Source organism: Cytobacillus oceanisediminis (assembly GCF_007830235.1).
Taxonomy (GTDB): Bacteria; Bacillota; Bacilli; order Bacillales; family Cytobacillaceae; genus Cytobacillus; species Cytobacillus oceanisediminis.
This window is the reverse complement of record NZ_VLKI01000022.1, coordinates 53,913-75,559: the sequence shown is the minus strand read 5'-3', so window position 1 is coordinate 75,559 and position 21,647 is coordinate 53,913. Positions and strand designations below refer to the sequence as shown.

Sequence of the window (21,647 nt, the reverse complement as noted above, 5' to 3'; positions counted from 1 at the left end):
ATCCTCCTTTGATTCGTTTCCCCTATTAAACTTTTAAACCATTATTCATCCAAACATCCCCATAGTAAGAATGAAGGTTATCCCCTAACGCCGCTTTCAAAACCAAACAGATCTTTACCATATGCAGCCACAGCATCTTCATATAAAGAAGTTTTATGTGTAGCAACAGCGATGATATCCCGCAGGAACAATTCCATTGGACCACCTTTATACAAAGCGCCGCCGCCAAGAGTTAATAATGCTCTGACAGCAATATCCACACAAATCTTGATCGCTTTCGTCCGAATCGCAAAGAATTCAGAAGGCGGTGTTTTACAGCCATCTTTTTCATAGTCAACGAGCAAATCAATATACTTATCCAATAAGCCTTCCGCAATATGGAAATCTGTTGTCATTTCGGCTAAAACCCGCTGGCTCCTTGGTGACTCGCTTTCCCTTACACCATCCATTAAACGTACCCGTTTCTTAGTAAGCACCTTAAATTCTTTAAGAATGCGTTCTGCTCCGCCAAGAGCCATGTAGCCAAATCCCAAATAAAAGGATGGGAAAAACGGAACATGATAGAACGGATAGTCTGTATCGTATTCTTCTAAAGGCGGTCTTCTTGTAAGCTCAGCCTGGTCTATACGCAGAATACGCTCCATTGGAACATACACATTATCAGCTATAATTTGATTGCTTCCCGATCCCCTTAGTCCGAACGTATCCCAATTATGGATTACTTCCACTTCAGTTGTTTTTAACATTGGCAGGCAGTACACCGGCTTCTCTGTTTCAGGGAACTGAATCATGACCCCTACCCCAACCCAGTCACTAAAATTGATGCCGCTGACAAAGCTCCACTTTCCGCTAATGCGGTAACCATCCCCATCGCGTTCAGCTTTGCCTAAAGCAGCAAAGATATCGGCAATCAACCCGCCATGGTGGATGATTTCGTCCGCTCCCTTTTCAGGAAGAAATGCTGGAAGCATATTGTGAAGCGGATACAGATAGGTGAGCCACGCTGCTGAAATATTATAGTTTGCGACCTTTCTAACGACCTTAGCAAACGTTTTCAAATCTGCCTGTGGACCGCCATATTTCTTTGGAAGCATCATCCGTGAAATTTGCGTTTCTTTAATGAGATTCACCACATTTTGTGAAATAGTAGCTTTACTCTCCGCTTCAAGTGCCTCTTGCTCTGCTAGCTGGCCAACTTTTTCAGCCCCAGCTAATAACTCTTCAACTGTGAGATCCTTTTCTTTTAAGGAAACACTCTCCATGTTTATCACTCCTCGTAGTAGTTAAATGATCTTAAAAAACAATCACATGGTACCGCTTACATTGATTGCATTTCCCACTTGTTTATGTTGTTTATTAACCATACATATAGTGTAGTTAATTTAAAATTTTCAGACTAGAACAAAAACTGTCTAAGTTTTCTTACTTTATAGTCAGTTTTTGTCCTTTTACATACAAAAAGAGACCAACCAGCATGAAACTGGTTGGTCCAAAACTTTTAAAATGATTCGATTTCTATTTCTCCCAAAGCCATTAAAGATTTGAGTATTAGCAGTAATTGATGCATTTCATTTGGTTTGCGGAGGTCTTTTTCAAGCAAATTTTCAATCTTATTAATTCTATGTCTTAAACCGCTCATGGATAATGAAAGGTCATTCATCGTTTGCTCCAGTTTCCCTCCATTTAATAAAAAGGAATATAACGTTTTAAGGAGTTCCACTGACTTTGGATCCTCTAGGTTATACAATGGTCCAAGCTCCTGCTCAGCAATCATTTTGATTCCAGAAATATTGTTGGAATTAATTAACACCCCAACAATGCCCAAGGATCGAAACGAAACAATTTCTTTTCTTCCCGTCAGCCTTAATGCAATCGCTGCTTCTTCATAGCATTTTGAAACATGTTGAATATCGTCCCAAACATTACTAATGCCAAACCTAAAATCTCCTTTTGGATATTTATCTAATAAGCAGTTATGAAATTCTTTGATTACCCGCTGAATTTCCGGGTGATTTCCAACATCAGCTGTCAGCAATAAAACAAATTTTCCATCACGGTGTCCCGCTAATGTAGTTGGTTTATTTCCATTAAAATAGCGAAAAGTTGTTTCAAAAATTTGTTCCTGCAAAAGGAAATCCTCTTCAATGGAACTTTTCGTCTTCTTATAATCCATCACCACAATATGATAGGGCTTACCCAAATCGAGGCCCGTGTACTTGCCTCTTTTAAGAATTTCACTAGTAGGAAGCTTGGCATCTATTATTTGTTCTAAGAAATTACCTTTCATTCTTTCAAAGGATTCGAAACTGGTCTTTTCATTTAAGAGAATAAGAGATGCTGCATTGGCAAACCTGTCTAGAAGCAAGTAATCTTCCTCATGCTTTTCAGCTTCCTCATAAATAAAAGCACAATAGCCTAAAACCTCTTTTTGAACAAGAATAGGAGTAACCAGCCGTTCTTGATTCTCTGTTTTGATCGTCTTCTTTCTAAATGGCAAGGGATGTTTTGAATTTATAAGAAATTGATTCTTCTCTTCATTTTCATGCAGAAAATGGTTCATATCTTCCTTCAGCTCTAAAAACCTTTCTTCTGTTAAACCAGAATACACGATGGTTCGAAGTTCTGTATCTTCTATTACAATGGGGATATGCACATTCTCAAAAACCTTATCTGCGATTGTTTGCAGCCCGCTCCCATTAATAATCTCTTCTGTTAATTTTTTCTGAAAATCAGCTAATCGCAACACAACATTTTTTTGTTCAAGCAATTGATCATAGGTATATTCAAGTTCCTTTACAATGGGGGTTTCATTGTAAAAATGGAGTTCCTCTTCCGCTTCATTATTCCAATCTATTGGTCTCTTAATAATCCACCGGCATTCCGTATCACCTTTTCCTACACATGTGACTTCTTTGGCCAGCAGTGTCTCCCCGAATATCGTTGACATAAAACCGCTCGAATAGCCAATTTGTGTATGACAGACTTGGGTATTTGAGATGCCTATCCGCTTTATATGTTCGATTGCCTCATAAGAATCTACCCAGGTACCGGTGGAAAAGAAAAATTTGAGTTTATTCTGTTCGTCCAGTTCGAACGTACAGTCATGCTCAATTCCGCGAATATGGCCATTTTCAATATGGCGTATAGGGCCATCTTTAATTAAATCAGCTAATACTAGATTTGTTTCTAAAGCTTCTTTTGCATCATTAACGCCCATTTCCCATCCATAGTGAAACAGAAAACCCTTTATTCTTTCAATCCCGATATTTTTAACTAATTGCTGCCGGAGAATTCCTAAGGCAGATGAAGATGTAATGATTTTGCGATCTTCTAAAGATATCCCTTGACTAAGACTCTTTTCGGAAATTTGAATTCTCATTTAATCTGCCCTCGTTTCCTATTGAATAGCAATCGGTTCGTTATTCGCAATGTAAGCGCAATCATTTTTTTGGCTGTTTACGCAAAGTTTGTTGTTTTTAGGAACAAACAATGGACCGTTCCTTTCCGCTGCAGGCACTTGCTTTCCGTGGGAGGAAGTCGAGCCTCCTCGACGTTCCGTCTCCGGGGTCTCGACTTTTCCTCTATCTCCCACTGGAGTCAAGTGCCTTCCGCTCCAATCCACTCTGCGTTTTCAATAAAAGCAACTATCCTTTAGAAATCAGCCTTTTTTTTGAAATAAAAAACTGAATAGTACTTACCACTATCCAGTTTTATCATTTATTTATTATAACATCTCTTGGGATTTTACATTAGCAATTTCAGCCGCTACGTCAACAATCATATCCTCTTGGCCGCCCACTACTTTTCGTTTTCCTAATTCGATCAAAATATCACGTGAATCAATGCCGAACCTGGCTGCAGCCCGTTTTGCGTGGAGTGCGAAGCTTGAATAGACACCTGCATAGCCAAGGACAAGACTATCTCTCGTAATCTCCTGAGGGGTTTGTAAAATTGGCGCAACCGTTTCTTCAGCTACATCCATCATTTTATAAACATCTATACCTGTATGGATACCCATCCGGTCTAACACGGCAGTAAGCACTTCGGTTTGAGTATTTCCCGCTCCGGCACCTAAACAGCGAACACTGCCATCGATACGGGTTGCTCCTTCTTCAATCGCAACTAATGAATTGGCCATTGCAAGAGACAGATTATTATGACCGTGGAAGCCAATATGAATTCCCAAACTCTGCTTCAAGGCACGGATTTTTTCTCGAACCTGGTCAGGAAGCAATGCTCCTGCAGAATCGACAACATACACCGTATCCGCACCATAACTTTCCATTTTCTTTGCTTGTTCAACCAGTTTATCTACGGGAGCCATATGGGACATCATCAAAAATCCCACGGTTTCCATCCCCAGCTCTTTTGCAGCTGCGATATGCTGTGGCGCCACATCCGCTTCGGTTACATGAGTAGCAATCCGTGCCATTTTAGCTCCTAATTTTGCTGCTTCTTTTAATTCCTTTACTGTACCAATCCCCGGTATCAAAAGAACTGCTATTTTAGCCCGATCGGCTACAGATACAGCTGCCTCAATTAACTCCATTTCATTGGTTCGAGAAAGGCCATATTGTAAAGAAGAACCTGATAAGCCATCACCATGAGCAACCTCAATATAAGGTACTCCCGCATCATTTAATGATTTGGCTACTTTTTGAACCTGATCAACCGTAAATTGATGAGCTATAGCATGACTGCCATCACGTAATGCTACTTCTGTGATAAAAATATCTCGAGCATTTGTCATTTTATGTAAGACCCCTTTCTATTTTACTAGCTGCTTCGCTATTTGATTTTTCGCAAATTCCTCTGCTACCTTTACTCCTGCCGCTGTCATAATATCAAGATTGCCGGAGTATTTCGGCAAATAGTCTCCAGCCCCTTCTACCTCAATAAAAATAGTCACTTGATTCCCATCGAAAATAGGTTCCGTACGAATACGGTATCCAGGCACATAAGATTGAACTGTTTTTTCCATTTCTTTAATGGATTGAGTCATTTTCGATTCGTCCATTGTTCCATCTTCCACAAGGGCATAAACAGTATCACGCATTAAAATGGGAGGTTCTGCCGGGTTTAAAATAATGATTGCTTTTCCTTTCTTAGCCCCTCCTACTTCTGCAATTGCTCTTGAAGTAGTTTCGGTAAATTCATCAATATTCGCCCGCGTTCCAGGACCTGCACTACGGCTGGAAATGGTCGCCACAATCTCAGCATATTCTACCGGGCTCACTCGATTTACAGCGTGAACCATCGGAATAGTTGCCTGACCGCCGCAGGTTATCAAGTTAATATTGTCTTCCTCGATATTCAACCCCATATTTACGGATGGAACGACAAATGGGCCACGTGCCGCTGGTGTCATATCTATGGCTTTAATGCCAGCTTCTTTTAACATTTTGGCATGACGAACATGTGCCTTTGCTGAAGTAGCATCAAACACGATATCTGCTAAACCTGAATGATATTCAAGGAATCCCTTTAAACCTGTATCAACCGCTAAATATCCCAATTCTCTTGCTCGGCGCAATCCGTCCGAATCTGGATCAATTCCAATAACAGCAGTAAGGTCTAAAACATCTGAACGCCCTAGTTTAATCATTAGATCGGTTCCGATATTCCCCGATCCTAAAATAGCAACTTTTACTTTTGACAAAATATTCTCCTCCCTCGTTTTAAACAAAATTTATTTTTAACCAAGCCTACAAAAGTGTTGGGTTGGTTTTGTAACCCATGCTCTGTGAGATACTTTCAGCAGCCTGCTGAATCCGAGGAATGAACTCCGCAAGTTTCACGTCATCCATCCTTACTTTAGGTGCTGCACAGCTAATCGCTCCTATAACATGCTGGTGATGATCAAATATCGGTGCAGCCACACATTTAAGTCCTAATTCTATTTCTTCATCATCGATGGAATAGCCCTGTTCCCGAATAAAATGCAAATGATTGATTAATTCTTCTTTGTTGGTCATTGTGTACTCTGTATACGGTTCCAAATTAGTGTTTGACAGAAGTCTATTGATTTCTTCTCCCTCTTGAAAGGCAAGAATTGCTTTTCCTACCCCTGTACAATGAATGGGGGCCCTTTTCCCAACCTGGGAGTAAATCCTTAATGCCCGCGGTCCATCCAATTTTTCAATGTAAATGACTTCTCCCCGTTCAAAGACAACAAGGTGAACGGTTTCCTGTAGTTCATCGACAAGTTTTTTTATAATAGGACGGGCAATTTTACCAAGATCAAATTGATGACTGACTCGGTTTCCAAGTTCAAACAGCTTCAGGCCCAGCTTGTATTTCAAATCATCTTTGTTTTGCTGCAGATATCCTCGATATTCAAGGGTCTTGATTATTCCGTGAACCGTACTTTTAGACAAGCCTAGTTTACTGCTTATATCTTTTACACTCAGTTCCTGATCATACGCCAGAAACAATTCAAGGATATCTGCTGCTCGTTCTATTGATTGAATTAAGCGTTCTGTCATTTTCCCCTCCATCGTTCGGCATTATCGAACATCGTTCGTAAACTTTTAATATCTGAATTTATCGTAAATGATGTTATGACTACTTGTCAACAAAATTCCGAATTTTTCATACCTTGCTAATCCCTCATTGAGGTTGTTACCTTTTTTTATTTTCTTAGCCTTCTAATTTGTTTGTCTTACTTGCCGAGATTCTTGTAAATACAAAAAAGTGCCTGTCTCAAATCCATATAAGAGACAGGCACTTTTAATAAAATCCAGCTTATGCTTTTTTAGTTGTGACGTTTTTTCTTATATCAACGATATGCTCCTGGTGACTTTTACTTACTCTCATGGTTTTTAACTCATCCTTCAATCCTTTATAGGTTGAATAACACATCACAAGCATTAGAACGGCTAATGGAATAGAGGTTGCAACTAATGCTGACTGTAAACCAGACAGCCCGCCTGTCATAATTAATACAGCTGAGACTGCTGCAATTACAACGCCCCATATTACTTTCGTGGAGTGAGATGGATTAGGATTTCCATTTTCACTAATCATCCCTAATACAAAAACAGCTGAATTGGCAGAAGTTATAAAGAAAACGAGTACAAGCACCATCGCTAAAATACTTAGAAATACACTCATAGGAAAAAACTCAAAAAACTTAAACAAAGCAGAGGTTACGTCTGTAGAAACTGCTGTTGCAATAGCTGTTTCCCCCATGTTTTGAATCAGATCAATGGCTGAGCCGCCCATTACAGCAAACCAGAAGAATGCTCCTATAACAGGAATGAAGATAGCCCCGATCATAAACTCTTTGATGGTTCTTCCCTTTGAAATTCTGGCTACGAAACTGCCGACAAGCGGAGCCCAGGCGATCCACCAGCCAAAATAGAACAGCGTCCAGCTCGCAATCCAGGATCCCTCACTATAGGGTTCTGTCCTAAACGACATCCCAATGAAGTTTTGAGCATAATCCCCTATGCCTTGAAAAAAGATCTTTAATATGGATTGAGTTGGCCCCAGAAACAGTATGAATGCCAATAACGCAAACGCCAGTATCATATTCAGGTTCGAGAGGTTCTTCATAGCTCCATGAAGGCCTGAAACCGTTGAACCCACATAGATTAAACTGACAACCAAAATAATAGCGATTTGAGAGTAGAAACTCACTGGAATACCCCATAGATAATTCATACCGCTATTCACCTGCAATGTACCAAAGCCAAGGGAAGTTGCTATTCCAATAACAATGGATAGAATAACCATAACATCGATCAGCTTACCAAAAGGTCCTCTAATTTTGTCGCCCATTAAAGGATAGAAAACAGAACTTAACGAGGCTGGGAGTTTTTTGCGGAATTGGAAAAAGGCCAAAGAAACTCCTACTACAGCGTAACACGCCCAAGCAGAGACTCCCCAATGAAGATAAACAAACTGCATGGCTAACTTTGCGGACTCTTCTGAAGAACCTTTTCCAAAAGGAGGATCAATATAGTATGAAACTGGCTCCGCTACACCCCAAAATACTAGACTTATGCCAATAGATGCACTAAATAACATTCCTACCCATGTAGCTGTTTTGTATTCAGGCCTGTCATGGTCTTCACCCAGCCTGATTTGCCCAAACTTCGAGAGTCCAATATACATACAAAATGCAAAGAAGAAAAAGACACTGCCAAGAATAAACCAGCCCAGGTTGTTATAGATAAATTCCAGAGAGTTATTTGAGAAGCTTTCCATTTGCTTTGGGGCAAAAACCCCTATACTTATTAAGACCAAACTTATAGCTAACGAGGAAAAAAATACCGTTCTTTTACCGTTCATGCCAACACTTCCCTTTCCAAATATCGAATTTTCAGACTTTAAATGTAAGCGGTTTCCTCCCTTTCAAAAAAAAGAAATCAAACGTCAACGAGACTTTACTTTTGCGATTGAACCCGCGCCTCGCGGAAGATAAATCGAACTGGCGCGTAAAAAATTGTGCTCTTTCCTTTTCAAATTCAGGATTCTATTCTTTTATTTCAATATTATTTTGATCATTTAATAGATTCGTTGGGGCATATCGGTCACAATGTCAGCTTTATCGGTCAAATTTCAATTATATCAGCCACTTTTTCGATATATCGGTCAAATTCATCTTTTTATCGGTCACTTTTTCTATTTATCGGTCACTTCGCGGTGCATCAGCATTCTTGCTTTTATAAGGTGACAATAGGTTTAAAGCAGCCTGCTAATAAAAGTTAAGTATAAAAGAATTAGGAGAAAAATCAACCTATACCATAGGAAGAAGCTTCTTCTTCCTATGATATCTATTGACTTTTAAACACTTATTTTCCCCACTGATATACGGGTATCAATGAGGTCAATGATTCGATCTGCCACTTCGCTTGTAGAAGCTGTTCCTCCCATATCTGGCGTAAGAATCTTACTCTCTATCAGCAGCTCTTCAATTGCATCGAGTACTTGCTTCCCATAGCTTTCATACCCGAAGAAGTCCAGCATCTGGCTGGCAGACCAAATGGAAGCAAGCGGGTTGGCAATCCCCTTTCCAGCAATATCAGGAGCAGAGCCGTGAATTGGCTCAAACATGGAAGGATATTTTCTTTCAGGATTAATATTGGCACCGGCTGCAAGCCCTATTCCTCCTGCAATAGCAGCCCCCAAGTCTGTTAAGATGTCTCCAAATAAATTAGATGTGACGACCACTTCAAATCTCTTTGGATCCTTAACCATCAGCATCGCTGCGGCATCGACCAGGTAGGAGGCAGTTTCCACATCAGGGTACTCAGCACTTATTTCTTCAAAAACCTGATCCCAGAAAACCATTGAATAATTTAAAGCATTTGCTTTTGATATGCTTGTAAGAGACCTGCCCTCTTTGCGGGCTGTTTCAAACGCATACCGGATGATTCTTTCCGTACCTTTTCGGGAAAACACGCTGTTTTGCAGTACAACTTCATTAGGCTGTCCTTTAAACAGCCATTCACCCGCACCAGCATACTCTCCTTCTGTATTTTCGCGTATAAAAAGCAGATTGATGTCTTCCCGTTTTACATCCACTAAGGAAGTTTTTGCCCCCTTCAGCAATTGGACAGGCCGAATATTCACATATTGCTTAAACTCTTTTCGGATTCTTAAAAGCAGATCCCATAAAGAGATATGGTCAGGGACGCCAGGAAACCCGACCGCCCCCAAATAAATGGCATCAAACTCTTTTAATGTCTCTATGCCATTATCATCCATCATCTTTCCATGCTTCGCATAAAATTCACAGCCCCATGGGAAATAAGTGAAATCAAAGCGGAAACCAGAATCCATCGCTGCCACTTTATTCAGTACTTTGACCCCTTCGCCAATCACTTCAGGTCCGATTCCATCTCCTGCGATAACAGCAATTTTATAATTTTTCACAGAAATCTCCCTTCGTCCTTAGTTATTATTCCAAACGATTAGTTTCATTTCGGTCATCTCTTCTACTGCATACTTGATGCCTTCACGTCCGGTTCCGCTTTCCTTCACACCGCCATATGGCATTTGGTCAACACGGTAGGTTGGCACATCATTTATAATGACACCCCCAACATGCAATTCCTGTGAAGCATACATGGCATGTTTCACATTGTTTGTGTAAATTCCAGCTTGCAGACCAAACCGTGAGTTATTAACTTGCTGAACCGCTTCTTCCATTGAACGGAATTTGTTTACGACAACAATGGGTGCAAATGCTTCCTGGCAAGACACCTTTAAATCCTGCTCGGCATTCGTAATGATCGTAGGCTCAAGTACTCCATTTCGAAGACATCCACCAGTCGCAATATCTGCGCTGCTGCTTTTTGTTTCCTCAATCCAGCCTAATACTCGATCAGCCTCTCCTTTTGAAATTAAAGAAGAAATATACGTATCCGGTTCAAGCGGATCGCCAACCTTTAGCTGCTTTGCGGCCTGAGTAAATTTCTCTGTGAACTCTTCATACACATCTTCATGTGCATAGATGCGCTGAAGCGAAATACAAACCTGGCCCTGATTTGAAAAGGCTCCCATAATGCAGCGGTCAATAATTTCATCGATAACTGTATCTTTATCAATGATTAGTGCTGAGTTAGAGCCCAGCTCCAATGTTGTTTTCTTTAAGCCTGCCCTGTTGCGGATCCCAATCCCGACTTCCGGACTGCCGGTAAAGGTGACCATGCTGACGCGGTCATTTCTGACAATTTCTTCTCCCACCACACTTCCAGGGCCGGTCACAACATTTAACACCCCTGGCGGTAGCCCTGCCTCTTCAAATAACTCCGCTATAAACAATGCCGAGAGCGGTGTCTGCGAGGCAGGCTTTAAGACGATTGTATTGCCTGCCGCAATCGCGGGTCCTACCTTATGTGCTACAAGATTCATAGGGAAATTAAAAGGAGTTATGGCTCCTATGACCCCAATCGGTTCTCTCAATGTATAGCCAATCCGGCCAACACCGCCTGATGCAGCATCAAATGGAATCGTTTCCCCATGAATGCGCTTCGCTTCCTCAGCCGAAAATTTATACGTTTCGATCGTTCTGGCCACTTCCGCTTTTGAGAACATGATCGGTTTGGAAGACTCGCTGGTAATGATCTCTGCCGCTTCATCCGCTTTTTCAGTCAAAAGAGAAACCACTTTTTCTAAAATCTCCGCTCTCTTATAAGCTGGCATTTTTGCCATCAAATGTCTGGACTCATACGCAGCCTCAATGGCCTTTTCAGTCTGTTCTTTATTGGCCATCGCGATTTGAGCAATTTCTTCACCTGAATAAGGTGAAGAGAGGGATGCGTATTGATCTGTTTCTATTTTTTCGCCATTAATCATCAGGTACTTTTTCGTTGGCTGAACTCCAGTTAATTTACTCATTTAGGGCCTCCAATACCATTTCATGAAATTGAACAATCGCTTTTTCTGAAGACGAATATCTGCCTTTATTGAATGCCCGTGAACGGAACCCAATCTGTTCCAGTTCCACCAGCTCAATATCCTCTGAACGGACTTGCTCTGCAAACGTCACTAAATCTTTTTCCGCCTGGGACAGGTTCTCATCACGGAAATAATAGGTGTAGACAGCCATGGATGTTTCATGATCAATCGGAATGATTTGAATGGTCGCCATATTGCCTGGTCCAGGGTAAATGGTCAGCATCAGGTTTGGCCAAAGCCAGTAGAATTGGCCGCCTTGCATTTCCGCTTCATCTAAATTAACCGTTCCATACTTTTTATCAGGCTTTACAACCGTTCCCTGCATGGAATAATTCTCACACGTAATAATCTGATAATCATTCATATCAAGTGCCGCCACGAAGCTTGGATGAGCAACATGGCAATGGTCACACTCTAAATAGTTATCCATAAAAGCCTTCCAGTTCGCTTTGAAAGTACGTGTTTTTTGGCTGGTTCTTTTTAGCTCACTCAAAAATGTATTCTTGCTTAATCTTTCAAAGAAATCTCCATATGACTCACTTAATGGCTTTGCATTGTCATCCAAATTAACAAAAATGAGTGATTCCAAAATTTCCATCCGTACTGAACGCAGACAGGCATCCTTTACACATGCCTCGTCTTCTCCCCGGAAGTTAGGCGCTTTATTCAGCTGGCCATCGAGTTTGAATGTCCACCCGTGATAACCACATTGAAGAATTTTCTTATTTCCAGCCTCGCTTTTTTCAAGCTTTGTCGCCCGATGAGGGCAAACATTATAAAAAGCACGGACGACTTCATCTTTACAGCGGTTGACGATAATAGGCTCGCCGGCCACCTCTGCAGTGAAAAAATCCCCCGCCTTTTCAACTTGGCTAACATGGCCGACAAGCTGCCATGACTTTGCAAAAACGAGATCCATCTCTTTTTCCAGCACTTTCGGATCTGTGTATTTGTCATAGGTTAATGTTCTTTCGAATGTACGGTTTGCTGCATTTTGCACTTTATTGTAAGCAGTCATGATTTATCTCCTTTTTAAATGAAATTTATTTGAGCCGCATTTCAAAGTTAAATCGCCCTGCCGGATTTTTCTTTTTCCGCCATAATGCTTGTACTATGAAGCGGCTGTACTTTTGAACCTGGATCAACATAAACCTTTGCATTGCTGACAGCAGTAGGCGCCTCCCCAAAGCCGCTGGCAATCAGCTTTACTTTCCCTTCATAGGTACAGATATCACCAGCTGCATAAATCCCGGGAATATTCGTTTCCATTTTGGAGTTTACCAGGATAGCATTTTTCTCTATTTCCAAACCCCAATCCTTAATAGGTCCCAGTGAGGATACAAATCCAAAATTAACGAGTACGTCATCTGCTGGGATGGCCATTGTTTCCCCGCTGCTTGTGTTTTTCACCATTACTTGTTCTATTTCATCTGCCCCAGCCAGCTCCACTGGCATATAAGGCGTCAACACCTCCACTTTGGACTCCATCAAACGTTCCACACTATGCTCATGCGCCCGGAACTTATCTCTCCTGTGAATGAGGGTTACTTTTTCGGCAATCGGCTCCAGCATCAAAGCCCAGTCAACAGCCGAATCTCCGCCGCCGAAGAGTACAACCTTTTTGCCGGCAAACTGATTTAAGTCTTTAACAAAGTAATGAAGATTTTTATTTTCAAATTTGTTCTCGCTGCCGATGTTTAATTTCCGCGGCTGGAAAGCGCCATTCCCCGCCGTAATAATCACTGCCTTCGAATAATGGGTGCCTTTATTCGTGTAAATCGCAAATGATTGATCAGACTGGCGGACGATGGCTTCAACAGATTCCCCTAAACAGACAGACGGATTAAATTGATTCATCTGTTTTAACAAGTTATCTATCAGTTCTTGAGCTCTTACCTTTGGAAAACCAGCTATATCATAAATATATTTTTCCGGATATAACGCTGATAATTGGCCGCCCAACTGCGGAAGACTCTCAATGACTTTCACCGAAGCCTGGCGCATCCCCGCATAAAAAGCGGTAAATAAACCAACAGGGCCTCCGCCAATAATCGTGATGTCGAAAGCATCAGGGTAATTTCCCATTACTGAACCTCCTTTGTATCGTTCTATACACTTTTTAATGCAAGTACTGTGCCAACAGTGCAAACCCTTGACAATAAAGCGAAAAATTAAAAATTTACTGAAAATAGATATAAATTGAGTTAAAATGAACTCAATTAGCAGATTTACTTGAACCAAAAATGACTCAAGAGGAGGTTCAACGAATGAAAATGCCAGCAAATACAGGCAATGTAGAAATGACACTGGAAACTTTATTAAAAATTCTCGATTATTCCTCTGATGAAATCTTTGTTCTAGATGGAGAAATGCGGATTTTATATGTGAATAAGGTATGTGAGAGGCATTATGGACTTAAGCCAAGGGACATTATTGGAAAGTACAATGTGGAACTTTTTGAAAAAGGCTACTGGAAGCCTTCTATTGTACCTGAGGTATATCGGCGGAAAGAGCCGTGCTACATGAGACAGCAGACATATATCGGGGCAGAGCTGATGACAACGGCTATCCCAATCTTAAATAACAAAAATGAAATTGAACTGGTTGTCATCACTTCTACAGAAATACAAAAAATGAAAATGATGAATGCGAGAGAGGATAAAACCGAGTCAAAAACAACTCAGCATGATGATGATGGGGAAATAACCATTGTGACCAACAGCGGGGAGATTAAAGGAATATTGGAGTTTTGCAAAAAAGTAGCGCCAACAGATTCAAATATTCTTATTCTGGGAGAATCCGGGACCGGAAAAGGTGCCTTCTCTCAATATATTCATAAAGTAAGCAATCGAAATAAAGGACCCTTTCTTGCCATCAATTGTGCTGCCATCCCGGAAGAGTTATTGGAGTCAGAACTATTTGGCTACTCAAAAGGCGCCTTCACAGGGGCAAATAAGTTAGGAAAACAAGGATTAATAGAAGCAGCGGACGGCGGTACCATTTTCCTGGACGAAATCGGCGAAATGCCCCTTTCCGTGCAGGCTAAACTTCTCCAGCTTATTCAGGAAAAACAGTTTATCCCAGTAGGAAGCAGCGAAGTGAGGAAAGTCGATGTCCGGATCATCGCCGCTACCAATCAAAACCTGCAGGCTATGATTGGAAACAAATCATTTAGAGAAGACTTGTTTTATCGCTTAAATGTCATTGACATCCACCTGCCGCCATTACGGGAAAGAAGAGAAGATATTATTCCTCTCACATACAACTTTCTAAATAAATTCAACCAAAAATATAACGATAATAAAGTCATCTCTGAAGAATGCTTAAATGTCCTTACTCACTATTCCTGGCCGGGAAATGTGCGCCAGCTCGAAAACTTAATCGAACGGTTAGTCATTATTAGCGATTCTATCATTCAAGTATCGGACCTCCCCGACATGATTACAGAGAATGTCGATCAAGCTTCATACCCGTCTACATCTTCTACACTGGATCAAGCTATCGACGAGACCAAACGATTGATGGTCAAGCAATCATATGAAACTCACAAATCTTCTAGAAAGGTAGCAAGTGATCTTGGAATCAGCCAAACCAAGGCTAGCAGATTAATTAAGCAGTATTGCCATGAACACTAATTAGGATAACTAAAAGCCTGTCCCTTAGATTCCCCGGCCTAATTTGGTACTAATAAACCGTTCCAATCATATTCTTATTAAAGAAAACAATAAGAAGGAGTGCAAACTTAGTTGATAAAAGTTAAGGTTGGTTTACGGCCCATTGCGAGTAAAATTAATTTACCTACTGTTTTGAAAACAACTATACTTCCTGGTGACTCAATTGAAAGATTATTTATTGCAACCCAGGTAGGAGAGATCTTTTACATAGGAAACTCAAGTTTAAGGACTTTTTTAGATATTCGCCCGCGAATCCTAAAACTAGGTGTTTCTGGTGGTGGATATGATGAACGGGGATTGCTGGGGCTAGCCTTTCATCCCGAATTTTATTATAACGGTCTGTTTTATCTTCATTATTCAGTAGCTGGGACACAAGGACCAGGTGCTCTCCCTGAATCTTTTAATCCTAACCCCTGTGATGCTAGAACCATAAACCTAAGGTGGATAAATAGAGAAACTCAATATGATCATATTGATACAATTGAAGAATGGATTTTACAATCGAATGGTCAGCCCCAAAAACGACGGACATTACTTAACTTAAGAAGACCATTTTCAAATCACAATGGGGTCAATAGTTTAAACTTTTCACCTGAAACAGGAAAACTTGTTTTAACAACCGGAGATGGTGGATCAGGCTATGATCCATTTAACTTAAGCCAGGACGATCTGGAAATCGCTGGTAAAATAATTGAAATTGATGTAGGTAAGAATAAATACATCAATAATCCACCCATTGTCACACGTTTTAATGAACTTCCCACAACTATTCAGGAAACACTCACGGTAATGGCCAAAGGGGTTCGCAATATACCAGGCATTTCATTTCAAAGGCACTATAATCAGTATATTAAATATGCGGGAAATGTCGGTCAGGATTTGGTCGAGTCGATTTTTTCATTCGTTCATTATAAACCAATACCGGTTACTAAACTTATCCAAGCTTCTTTCATGAATTCTGAACCTGACAAAGAAGGATTTATTAACTTTGGCTGGCGAGGTTGGGAAGGTTCTTTTCCTGCTTCGATTATAAGAGGCTGCACTAACAATCCGACTTTAGATGAGAAAACAATTGCTTATTACAATGAAGCAGCAGCACTTTCAGGGAGTCGTCTTCAGCCTTTAACTAGTTATTTTCATAAAGATACCAGACCCGATAAGTTTGGAGGAACTGCACTTACAGGAGTACAAGCCTATATGGGGAAAAGAATTCCTGGTTTAACAGGAAGAGTTGTGTTTACCGATCTTGCCCGGAAAGAATCTCAACCTCAGGTTAGAGGGGCTTTAGCTTATACCACCGTAAGACTAAGTGGTAAACAAAATGATTTTAGTGTGATCCAAACCGATTATGATTTTGGATCTCAATCAGCCTATTATGTTAATTTGGGAACGAATCTGAATCAAACCAGGTTATATTTAGGGGTTTATGGCTCTATGAAAGTGACTGATTTTAACCAAGGCACCGTTTTTGAAATAGTTCCATGAATTATAACTATAAAATTCTACTTAATCTTGATAAATCTCTTACCTGGATTTAATGAATCGAACTTAAAACCATGGAATGGAGGATCACTAAATTATAATCATTTTTAATCTTTTAAAAATGATTAAAGCCATTTCAACCCATAACCAGCTATAAAGGAAAGCAAATAAAAAGATACTTCCAGTTGTTAGAAATGAAAAGGAAACAGAGAAGGCCGGACCTAAAACTGGAAAGTGAAAAATAAATAATAGACTTATAATTCCTAATATTAAAAGAATCGCACCAGTAGCAATAATACTTAATCTCTTCCTAAAAAAGTAAAAAGATGCCCCTATGCCAAGTCCTAACAATCCTGTTGTAAACGGAAATACAATTAGTTCAGTTGGCTGTAGGATGAATAATAACATTATTGTCAGAAAGTAGGACATTACTCCAAATGGAATGGAAAACATGGAACATAACAGAATAGGTGCAGTGGCAAGCGCACTTAAAAAATATCCTATACCTGGTAAAAAGCCACCAGCAGCCTGTAGAATAGCAGCAATACAGGCAAAAATAGACCCTATAATGAGCCTCATCGTTTTTTTATGTTTATTGAATATTATGTTAGATAAACGAACCTCATCAGAAATAGGTTTTAAAAAATACACCCTTCCACCTCATTCTAAATGGCATATACGTTACCATACATTATATTTTCCATTTATCGGATGTTGAACTTTTATTAATAATCCAAACATCAATATCCTGTGTAAAAAAATAAGCTAATTAAAAATCTCTCTAAAACTTAACCGACAATACTAAGGAGAGAATATCCGTTTGAGAGGGAAGTTCGCTGTTAATGATGTCTGGATAGTAATAGTACATTTCTTTGCCAATTAAATAAAGCAAGGCCTTATCGGCCCTGCATTTTATTTGACTATTACTTTTCCAACCATTCCTTCCTGGAAATGGTACCGACATATCAGTTCATATGTACCGGGCTGTTTCGGTTTCACGGTAATGTTTTTTTCTTTTCCTGGCTGGACCTCGGCGTCAATTCCCAGCTTTTCCACTGTGAAGGTGTGCTCTTTCTTACCTTTGTTTTTCAATATCAACGTTGTGGTTGTTCCATTTGGAATAGTGATGACTTTCGGATTAAAGTAATCATCGTTCAACTCGACCTCTATCGATTTCTCCGTCTCCATAGGCTGAGTTACAACAGCGGATTCGGCAGATACGCCGAGTGAGCATAGAGTTGCCACAACCATTACAAGCAAAACGACCGATCCTGTTAACCACTTTTTCACAGGCATTCGCATTCCCTCCTTTCCTAAACACTATCTTTTGCTGATTCATAAAATATTATCACTATAAATTTGGTTCCAACGTGCTTTCAATCGTAACTTTTTTACCTGAAACAGTGAAAAGAAAAAGATCGACTCTAATGACGATCTTCTGGAATCTATTCTTATGCAACTAAACTGCAGCGTTAGGTCGAAGAAGAAAAAGGAGCTGCTCTCTGCTTTCGTTGAATAAGATTACTGTGTAGTACCACTTCCGTATTGCACTCCTAAGAAATTAAACCAAGAAGAAATAATAAAAACAAACATATCAGAATTGCTTTTAATATAAACAAGCAACGTCCCAACCACAGTTGAAACATTGCCTTGTTTAATGGATATCGTTTATCCAGCTTCCTTAATATCCTCTTTGCTTTGTTTATCAACATTTAACTTCCGATCCATTCTAATCTGACCGAGTCCGAGCTCTATTGCTTCCTGTTTTAAAGATTTAAATAAGCTAGCTACCATTAACACGATAATGACTGAAAATGGCAATGCTGCAATAATCATTGTGTTTTGAAGAGCTTGCAGGCCCCCAGAATAAAGGAGTGCTAGCGAAGTAGACGAGAGAAAGACTCCCCAAGTAACTTTAATCGATGTACTAGGATTTTGAGAGCCATTCGTTGTCATCATCCCTAGAACAAATGTACCAGAGTCCGCCGATGTAACAAAGAACGTTACAATAATCAAGATGGTTAAAAGGGATAATGCCATGCCGAACGGAAATCCTTCTAACACGCCGAAAAGGGATTCCTCAACAGCTAATGATGAAATGGAAAGGAGCCCTGAATTTTCAGTGACAATGGCTGCACTCCCAAAGGTTGTAAACCAAAGGAAACTGATAACTGACGGAACGAGCAGGACATATACTACAAACTCACGAATCGTTCGACCCTTTGAGACTCTAGCAATAAACACACCAACAAATGGAGCCCATGCAATCCACCATGCCCAGTAAAAGATCGTCCACCCATTAATCCAGCTGCGGGCTTCTTCGTTCATCGGTGCAATCCGAAAACTCATGTTAATGAAGTTTTGCATATAAGCCCCTATCGTATCTGTAAATAAATTCAGTGTAAAAAGTGTCGGTCCAAAAATAAATACAATCAAGAAGAGGACAGCCGAAAGCCCCATATTCACATTACTTAGGAGCTTAATCCCTTTGCTTAGACCTGTTAAAGCAGAAATCATAAATAAGACTGTAACAGCGAGAATGATGACGGTTTGAGTTGTCATCGTACTAGGTATTTCAAATAGGTAAGAGAGTCCCCCGTTAATTTGCATCGCACCAAATCCCAAAGTGGTAGCGACCCCTATCACCGTAGAAATGACCGCAATGACATCAATCGCCTTCCCGACAGGTCCATCTGCATGCTTCCCAATCAGCGGCCGTAACGTTCTGCTAATTAAACTCCGCTCACCTTTTCTAAAGGTAAAATAAGCTAGAGCCAATGCAACCGAACCATAGATGGCCCATGCATGGATTCCCCAATGAAAGAAAGTAAACCTCATCGCATCCTTAACCCCTTGGTCCGTGCCCTCTTGACCTGTAGGAGAACTAACGATGTAATGGCTAATTGGTTCAGCAGTACCATAAAAAGTTAACCCAACCCCGATACCTGCACTAAAAAGCATCGCAAGCCAAGTTGGACGGGAAAACTCAGGCTTGTCCCCCTGTTTCCCGAGCTTAATCCGGCCAATTGGACTCACTAATAAATAGAAGCACGCAAACACAAACAACGAAACAACCAAAAGGTAATACCACCCGAATGAATTCGTAATCATCCCTTGTGTACTGCTTGTGATCTGTTCTAACGATGCGGGCATCGTGATGCCCATCAAAACAAGACAAATCACGAATGCTAATGATACATAAAAAACAGTTGAAGCCTTTTTCATATTAAATTTTAACTCCCATCTTTGATCTATTCGCAGAGGGTTTTACTTCGATTGGTAAACATATAAAATGCAAAAGCACATGATTAAAGTATTTTTTATGTAATAATACAAACGAAACGAACCCTCAATTATTGCGTATATTTAATTACTCTTAACGACGACATTCTAAATAACGTAAAACCATTGTCCATCTTTTTTGGATATTGGGAAATTAGATAGATTGAATACGGCAGAGGTATTTAGTATGAATTAGTTTACAGACTTTTTTGGGGAATATATTAATTTTAACAAAATGCGCTAAACCAATCACATACGAAAAAGGCGCTTATTTAGTACTCTAGTCCAACAATCCCTGCTTAGAAGGATTCCCTAAGACATATTCTTAATATAACTCTCGGATCCTCTGTATACAGCCGTTATTCAAGAGATAGCAGTCCATGGAGGCTTAAGTTCCTAATTTCATTCACCTAATTTTTCCTATCCCCCTTCTGTCCTAATGCTAAATAAAAAAAGGTATAATCAGACAGCAACTCTGCCCAACTATACCTCTATTATTTTTAATAAATTTCCATTGCTTTTTTCGATGTTAAAAAGGCGCTTGTCCATTTCTGTTATCCTATTGCTCAAGTATTCCATTTCAAAATCCGTTTTCTTTATTTGCATTTTTACATGGAATTATATCTTCAGCCTGTGGGACTTCAATTCTGTTTACCGTATCTTCAACTCTAATCAGCCGGGTATCTATCCCCTTGACTTGCTTGGATTTCTACACCCTTTAACCGGTTATCTATCCCCTTGACTTGGGTTTCTACACCTTCTAATCATGACTCCACAGCTCTAATCGGGGATCACCCCCCTCAAGCCGGGAATCCATCTTTATTTTGAAAAGCGCCAGATAACTATGTTCGTTGCGAAGGTGCGGGGTTTGTAATTATGTGTTTATTTTAGAATGAAGCAATTATGATAAACATTCCCTATGAGTATTAATTTAGATGGTGATAATTCATACCTGTCAAAATTGAATTTACCTTATCTAAACGTTCCTTCGTTTTCTCTGGGGAATTGATCGCAAGTGCGCTAATTAAATAATCGGCTATGAACATAGACGAAACTGCAGAATTATGAAAAGCGATACTGCTAGAGTTGCAAAGAAGAATTAGATCAGAATACTTCACAAGTGGAGAGGAATAACTATCTGTAATTGATACAACCTGCACTCCGTTATCTTTTGCTATTTTAGCAAAGTCAATAATTCTTCTAGCATATCGTGGAAAGCTTATAGCGATAAGTAAATCATTAGAATTCATATTCACAACACTGTCGGCCCAATCACTAACATCTGCGACAACCAGCTGAGCATTTCCAAATAGACGGTTCAATCCGTGCGTTAAATACTGTGCTATTGGCAATCCGCTTCGAACACTTGTGCAAATGATTCGTTTCGCAGAAGTAATCATATCCATTGCTTGTTCAAGTGATTCCGGTGAAGTCATATTAATTGTATCTTGTATACTGTTAATTTGGCTTTCTGCGTAGCGACTCCACAAATTATTCCCACTAATCCCTTTTATGTTGGCTTCCAATCTTGTTTGAGGTGCAGCCTGATGGCGCAAATTTTCTTGAAGACCTTTTTGAAATTCAGTGTATCCTGAATAGCCGACACTGAATGTCAATCGCATGATGGTGGTTGTACTTGTTCCGACAATAGCAGCTAGTTGATCGACTGTTAAAAAAGCAACATCTAGTGGATGCTTTATAATGTAGTCTGCAACTCTACGCTGTGTTTCCGTCAATTCCGATATTTTCTGCTGCAGCTTTACTATTGGATTTTCCATATAATTCTCTCCATACAGACAC

16 protein-coding genes are annotated in these 21,647 nt (G+C 40.1%); 2 read left to right on the top strand and 14 right to left on the bottom strand.

The genetic code is table 11. The annotated features are described in order from the left end of the window. Nucleotides 1-77: 77 nt before the first annotated feature. The 10 genes from IQ19_RS23700 to IQ19_RS23655 form a co-directional block, all read right to left on the bottom strand. Nucleotides 78-1,262 (bottom strand): acyl-CoA dehydrogenase family protein, encoded by a 1,185-nt coding sequence (locus IQ19_RS23700; RefSeq protein ID WP_144545725.1) that lies wholly within the window; start codon nt 1,260-1,262, stop codon nt 78-80. A 236-nt stretch (nt 1,263-1,498) separates the two neighbouring features. Then, nucleotides 1,499-3,379, bottom strand: coding sequence for a XylR N-terminal domain-containing protein (locus IQ19_RS23695; protein ID WP_242021108.1), 1,881 nt, complete (start codon nt 3,377-3,379; stop codon nt 1,499-1,501). Nucleotides 3,380-3,724: 345 nt separating this feature from the next. After that, on the bottom strand, nt 3,725-4,750 hold the full coding sequence (gene dmpG / locus IQ19_RS23690; protein WP_144545723.1) for a 4-hydroxy-2-oxovalerate aldolase: 1,026 nt from the start codon (nt 4,748-4,750) through the stop codon (nt 3,725-3,727). Nucleotides 4,751-4,768: 18 nt separating this feature from the next. After that, a complete protein-coding gene (locus IQ19_RS23685) occupies nt 4,769-5,659 on the bottom strand; it encodes an acetaldehyde dehydrogenase (acetylating) (RefSeq protein ID WP_144545721.1) in 891 nt (296 codons plus the stop codon). Nucleotides 5,660-5,705: 46 nt separating this feature from the next. Next, nucleotides 5,706-6,485 (bottom strand): IclR family transcriptional regulator, encoded by a 780-nt coding sequence (locus tag IQ19_RS23680; RefSeq protein ID WP_144545719.1) that lies wholly within the window; start codon nt 6,483-6,485, stop codon nt 5,706-5,708. Between the two features lie 259 nt (nt 6,486-6,744). Further along, nucleotides 6,745-8,295, bottom strand: a complete 1,551-nt coding sequence (locus IQ19_RS23675; RefSeq protein ID WP_144545717.1) for a BCCT family transporter — start codon at nt 8,293-8,295, stop codon at nt 6,745-6,747. Between the two features lie 495 nt (nt 8,296-8,790). After that, nucleotides 8,791-9,882: a tartrate dehydrogenase gene (locus tag IQ19_RS23670; RefSeq protein ID WP_144545715.1), complete on the bottom strand. Its 1,092-nt coding sequence runs from the start codon at nt 9,880-9,882 to the stop codon at nt 8,791-8,793. 18 nt (nt 9,883-9,900) lie between these two features. Further along, entirely contained in the window at nt 9,901-11,349 is a 1,449-nt protein-coding gene (locus tag IQ19_RS23665; protein WP_144545713.1) for an aldehyde dehydrogenase family protein, read from the bottom strand. Further along, nucleotides 11,342-12,427: an aromatic ring-hydroxylating oxygenase subunit alpha gene (locus IQ19_RS23660; RefSeq protein ID WP_144545711.1), complete on the bottom strand. Its 1,086-nt coding sequence runs from the start codon at nt 12,425-12,427 to the stop codon at nt 11,342-11,344. The genes IQ19_RS23665 and IQ19_RS23660 overlap by 8 nt, the downstream gene beginning before the upstream one ends. Nucleotides 12,428-12,474: 47 nt before the next feature. Continuing rightward, nucleotides 12,475-13,494, bottom strand: a complete 1,020-nt coding sequence (locus IQ19_RS23655; protein WP_144545709.1) for an NAD(P)/FAD-dependent oxidoreductase — start codon at nt 13,492-13,494, stop codon at nt 12,475-12,477. Nucleotides 13,495-13,676: 182 nt separating this feature from the next. Between IQ19_RS23655 and IQ19_RS23650 the strand changes: the two genes are divergently transcribed. Both IQ19_RS23650 and IQ19_RS23645 read left to right on the top strand, forming a co-directional pair. Next, a complete protein-coding gene (locus tag IQ19_RS23650) occupies nt 13,677-15,044 on the top strand; it encodes a sigma-54 interaction domain-containing protein (RefSeq protein ID WP_144545707.1) in 1,368 nt (455 codons plus the stop codon). Between the two features lie 111 nt (nt 15,045-15,155). Next, complete coding sequence (locus tag IQ19_RS23645; protein WP_144545705.1) at nt 15,156-16,568, top strand: PQQ-dependent sugar dehydrogenase; 1,413 nt, start codon at nt 15,156-15,158, stop codon at nt 16,566-16,568. Nucleotides 16,569-16,655: 87 nt separating this feature from the next. Here IQ19_RS23645 and IQ19_RS23640 read toward each other — a convergent pair whose 3' ends face one another. The 4 genes from IQ19_RS23640 to IQ19_RS23625 all read right to left on the bottom strand — a co-directional run bounded on the left by IQ19_RS23640 (nt 16,656) and on the right by IQ19_RS23625 (nt 21,625). Then, on the bottom strand, nt 16,656-17,216 hold the full coding sequence (locus tag IQ19_RS23640; RefSeq protein ID WP_144545703.1) for a hypothetical protein: 561 nt from the start codon (nt 17,214-17,216) through the stop codon (nt 16,656-16,658). A 261-nt stretch (nt 17,217-17,477) separates the two neighbouring features. Continuing rightward, complete coding sequence (locus tag IQ19_RS23635; RefSeq protein WP_144545702.1) at nt 17,478-17,861, bottom strand: cupredoxin domain-containing protein; 384 nt, start codon at nt 17,859-17,861, stop codon at nt 17,478-17,480. A 372-nt stretch (nt 17,862-18,233) separates the two neighbouring features. Then, nucleotides 18,234-19,790 (bottom strand): glycine betaine uptake BCCT transporter, encoded by a 1,557-nt coding sequence (locus IQ19_RS23630; RefSeq protein ID WP_144545700.1) that lies wholly within the window; start codon nt 19,788-19,790, stop codon nt 18,234-18,236. A gap of 983 nt (nt 19,791-20,773) precedes the next feature. Beyond that, nucleotides 20,774-21,625, bottom strand: a complete 852-nt coding sequence (locus IQ19_RS23625) for a MurR/RpiR family transcriptional regulator (protein WP_144545697.1) — start codon at nt 21,623-21,625, stop codon at nt 20,774-20,776. Between the last annotated feature and the right edge of the window lie 22 nt (nt 21,626-21,647).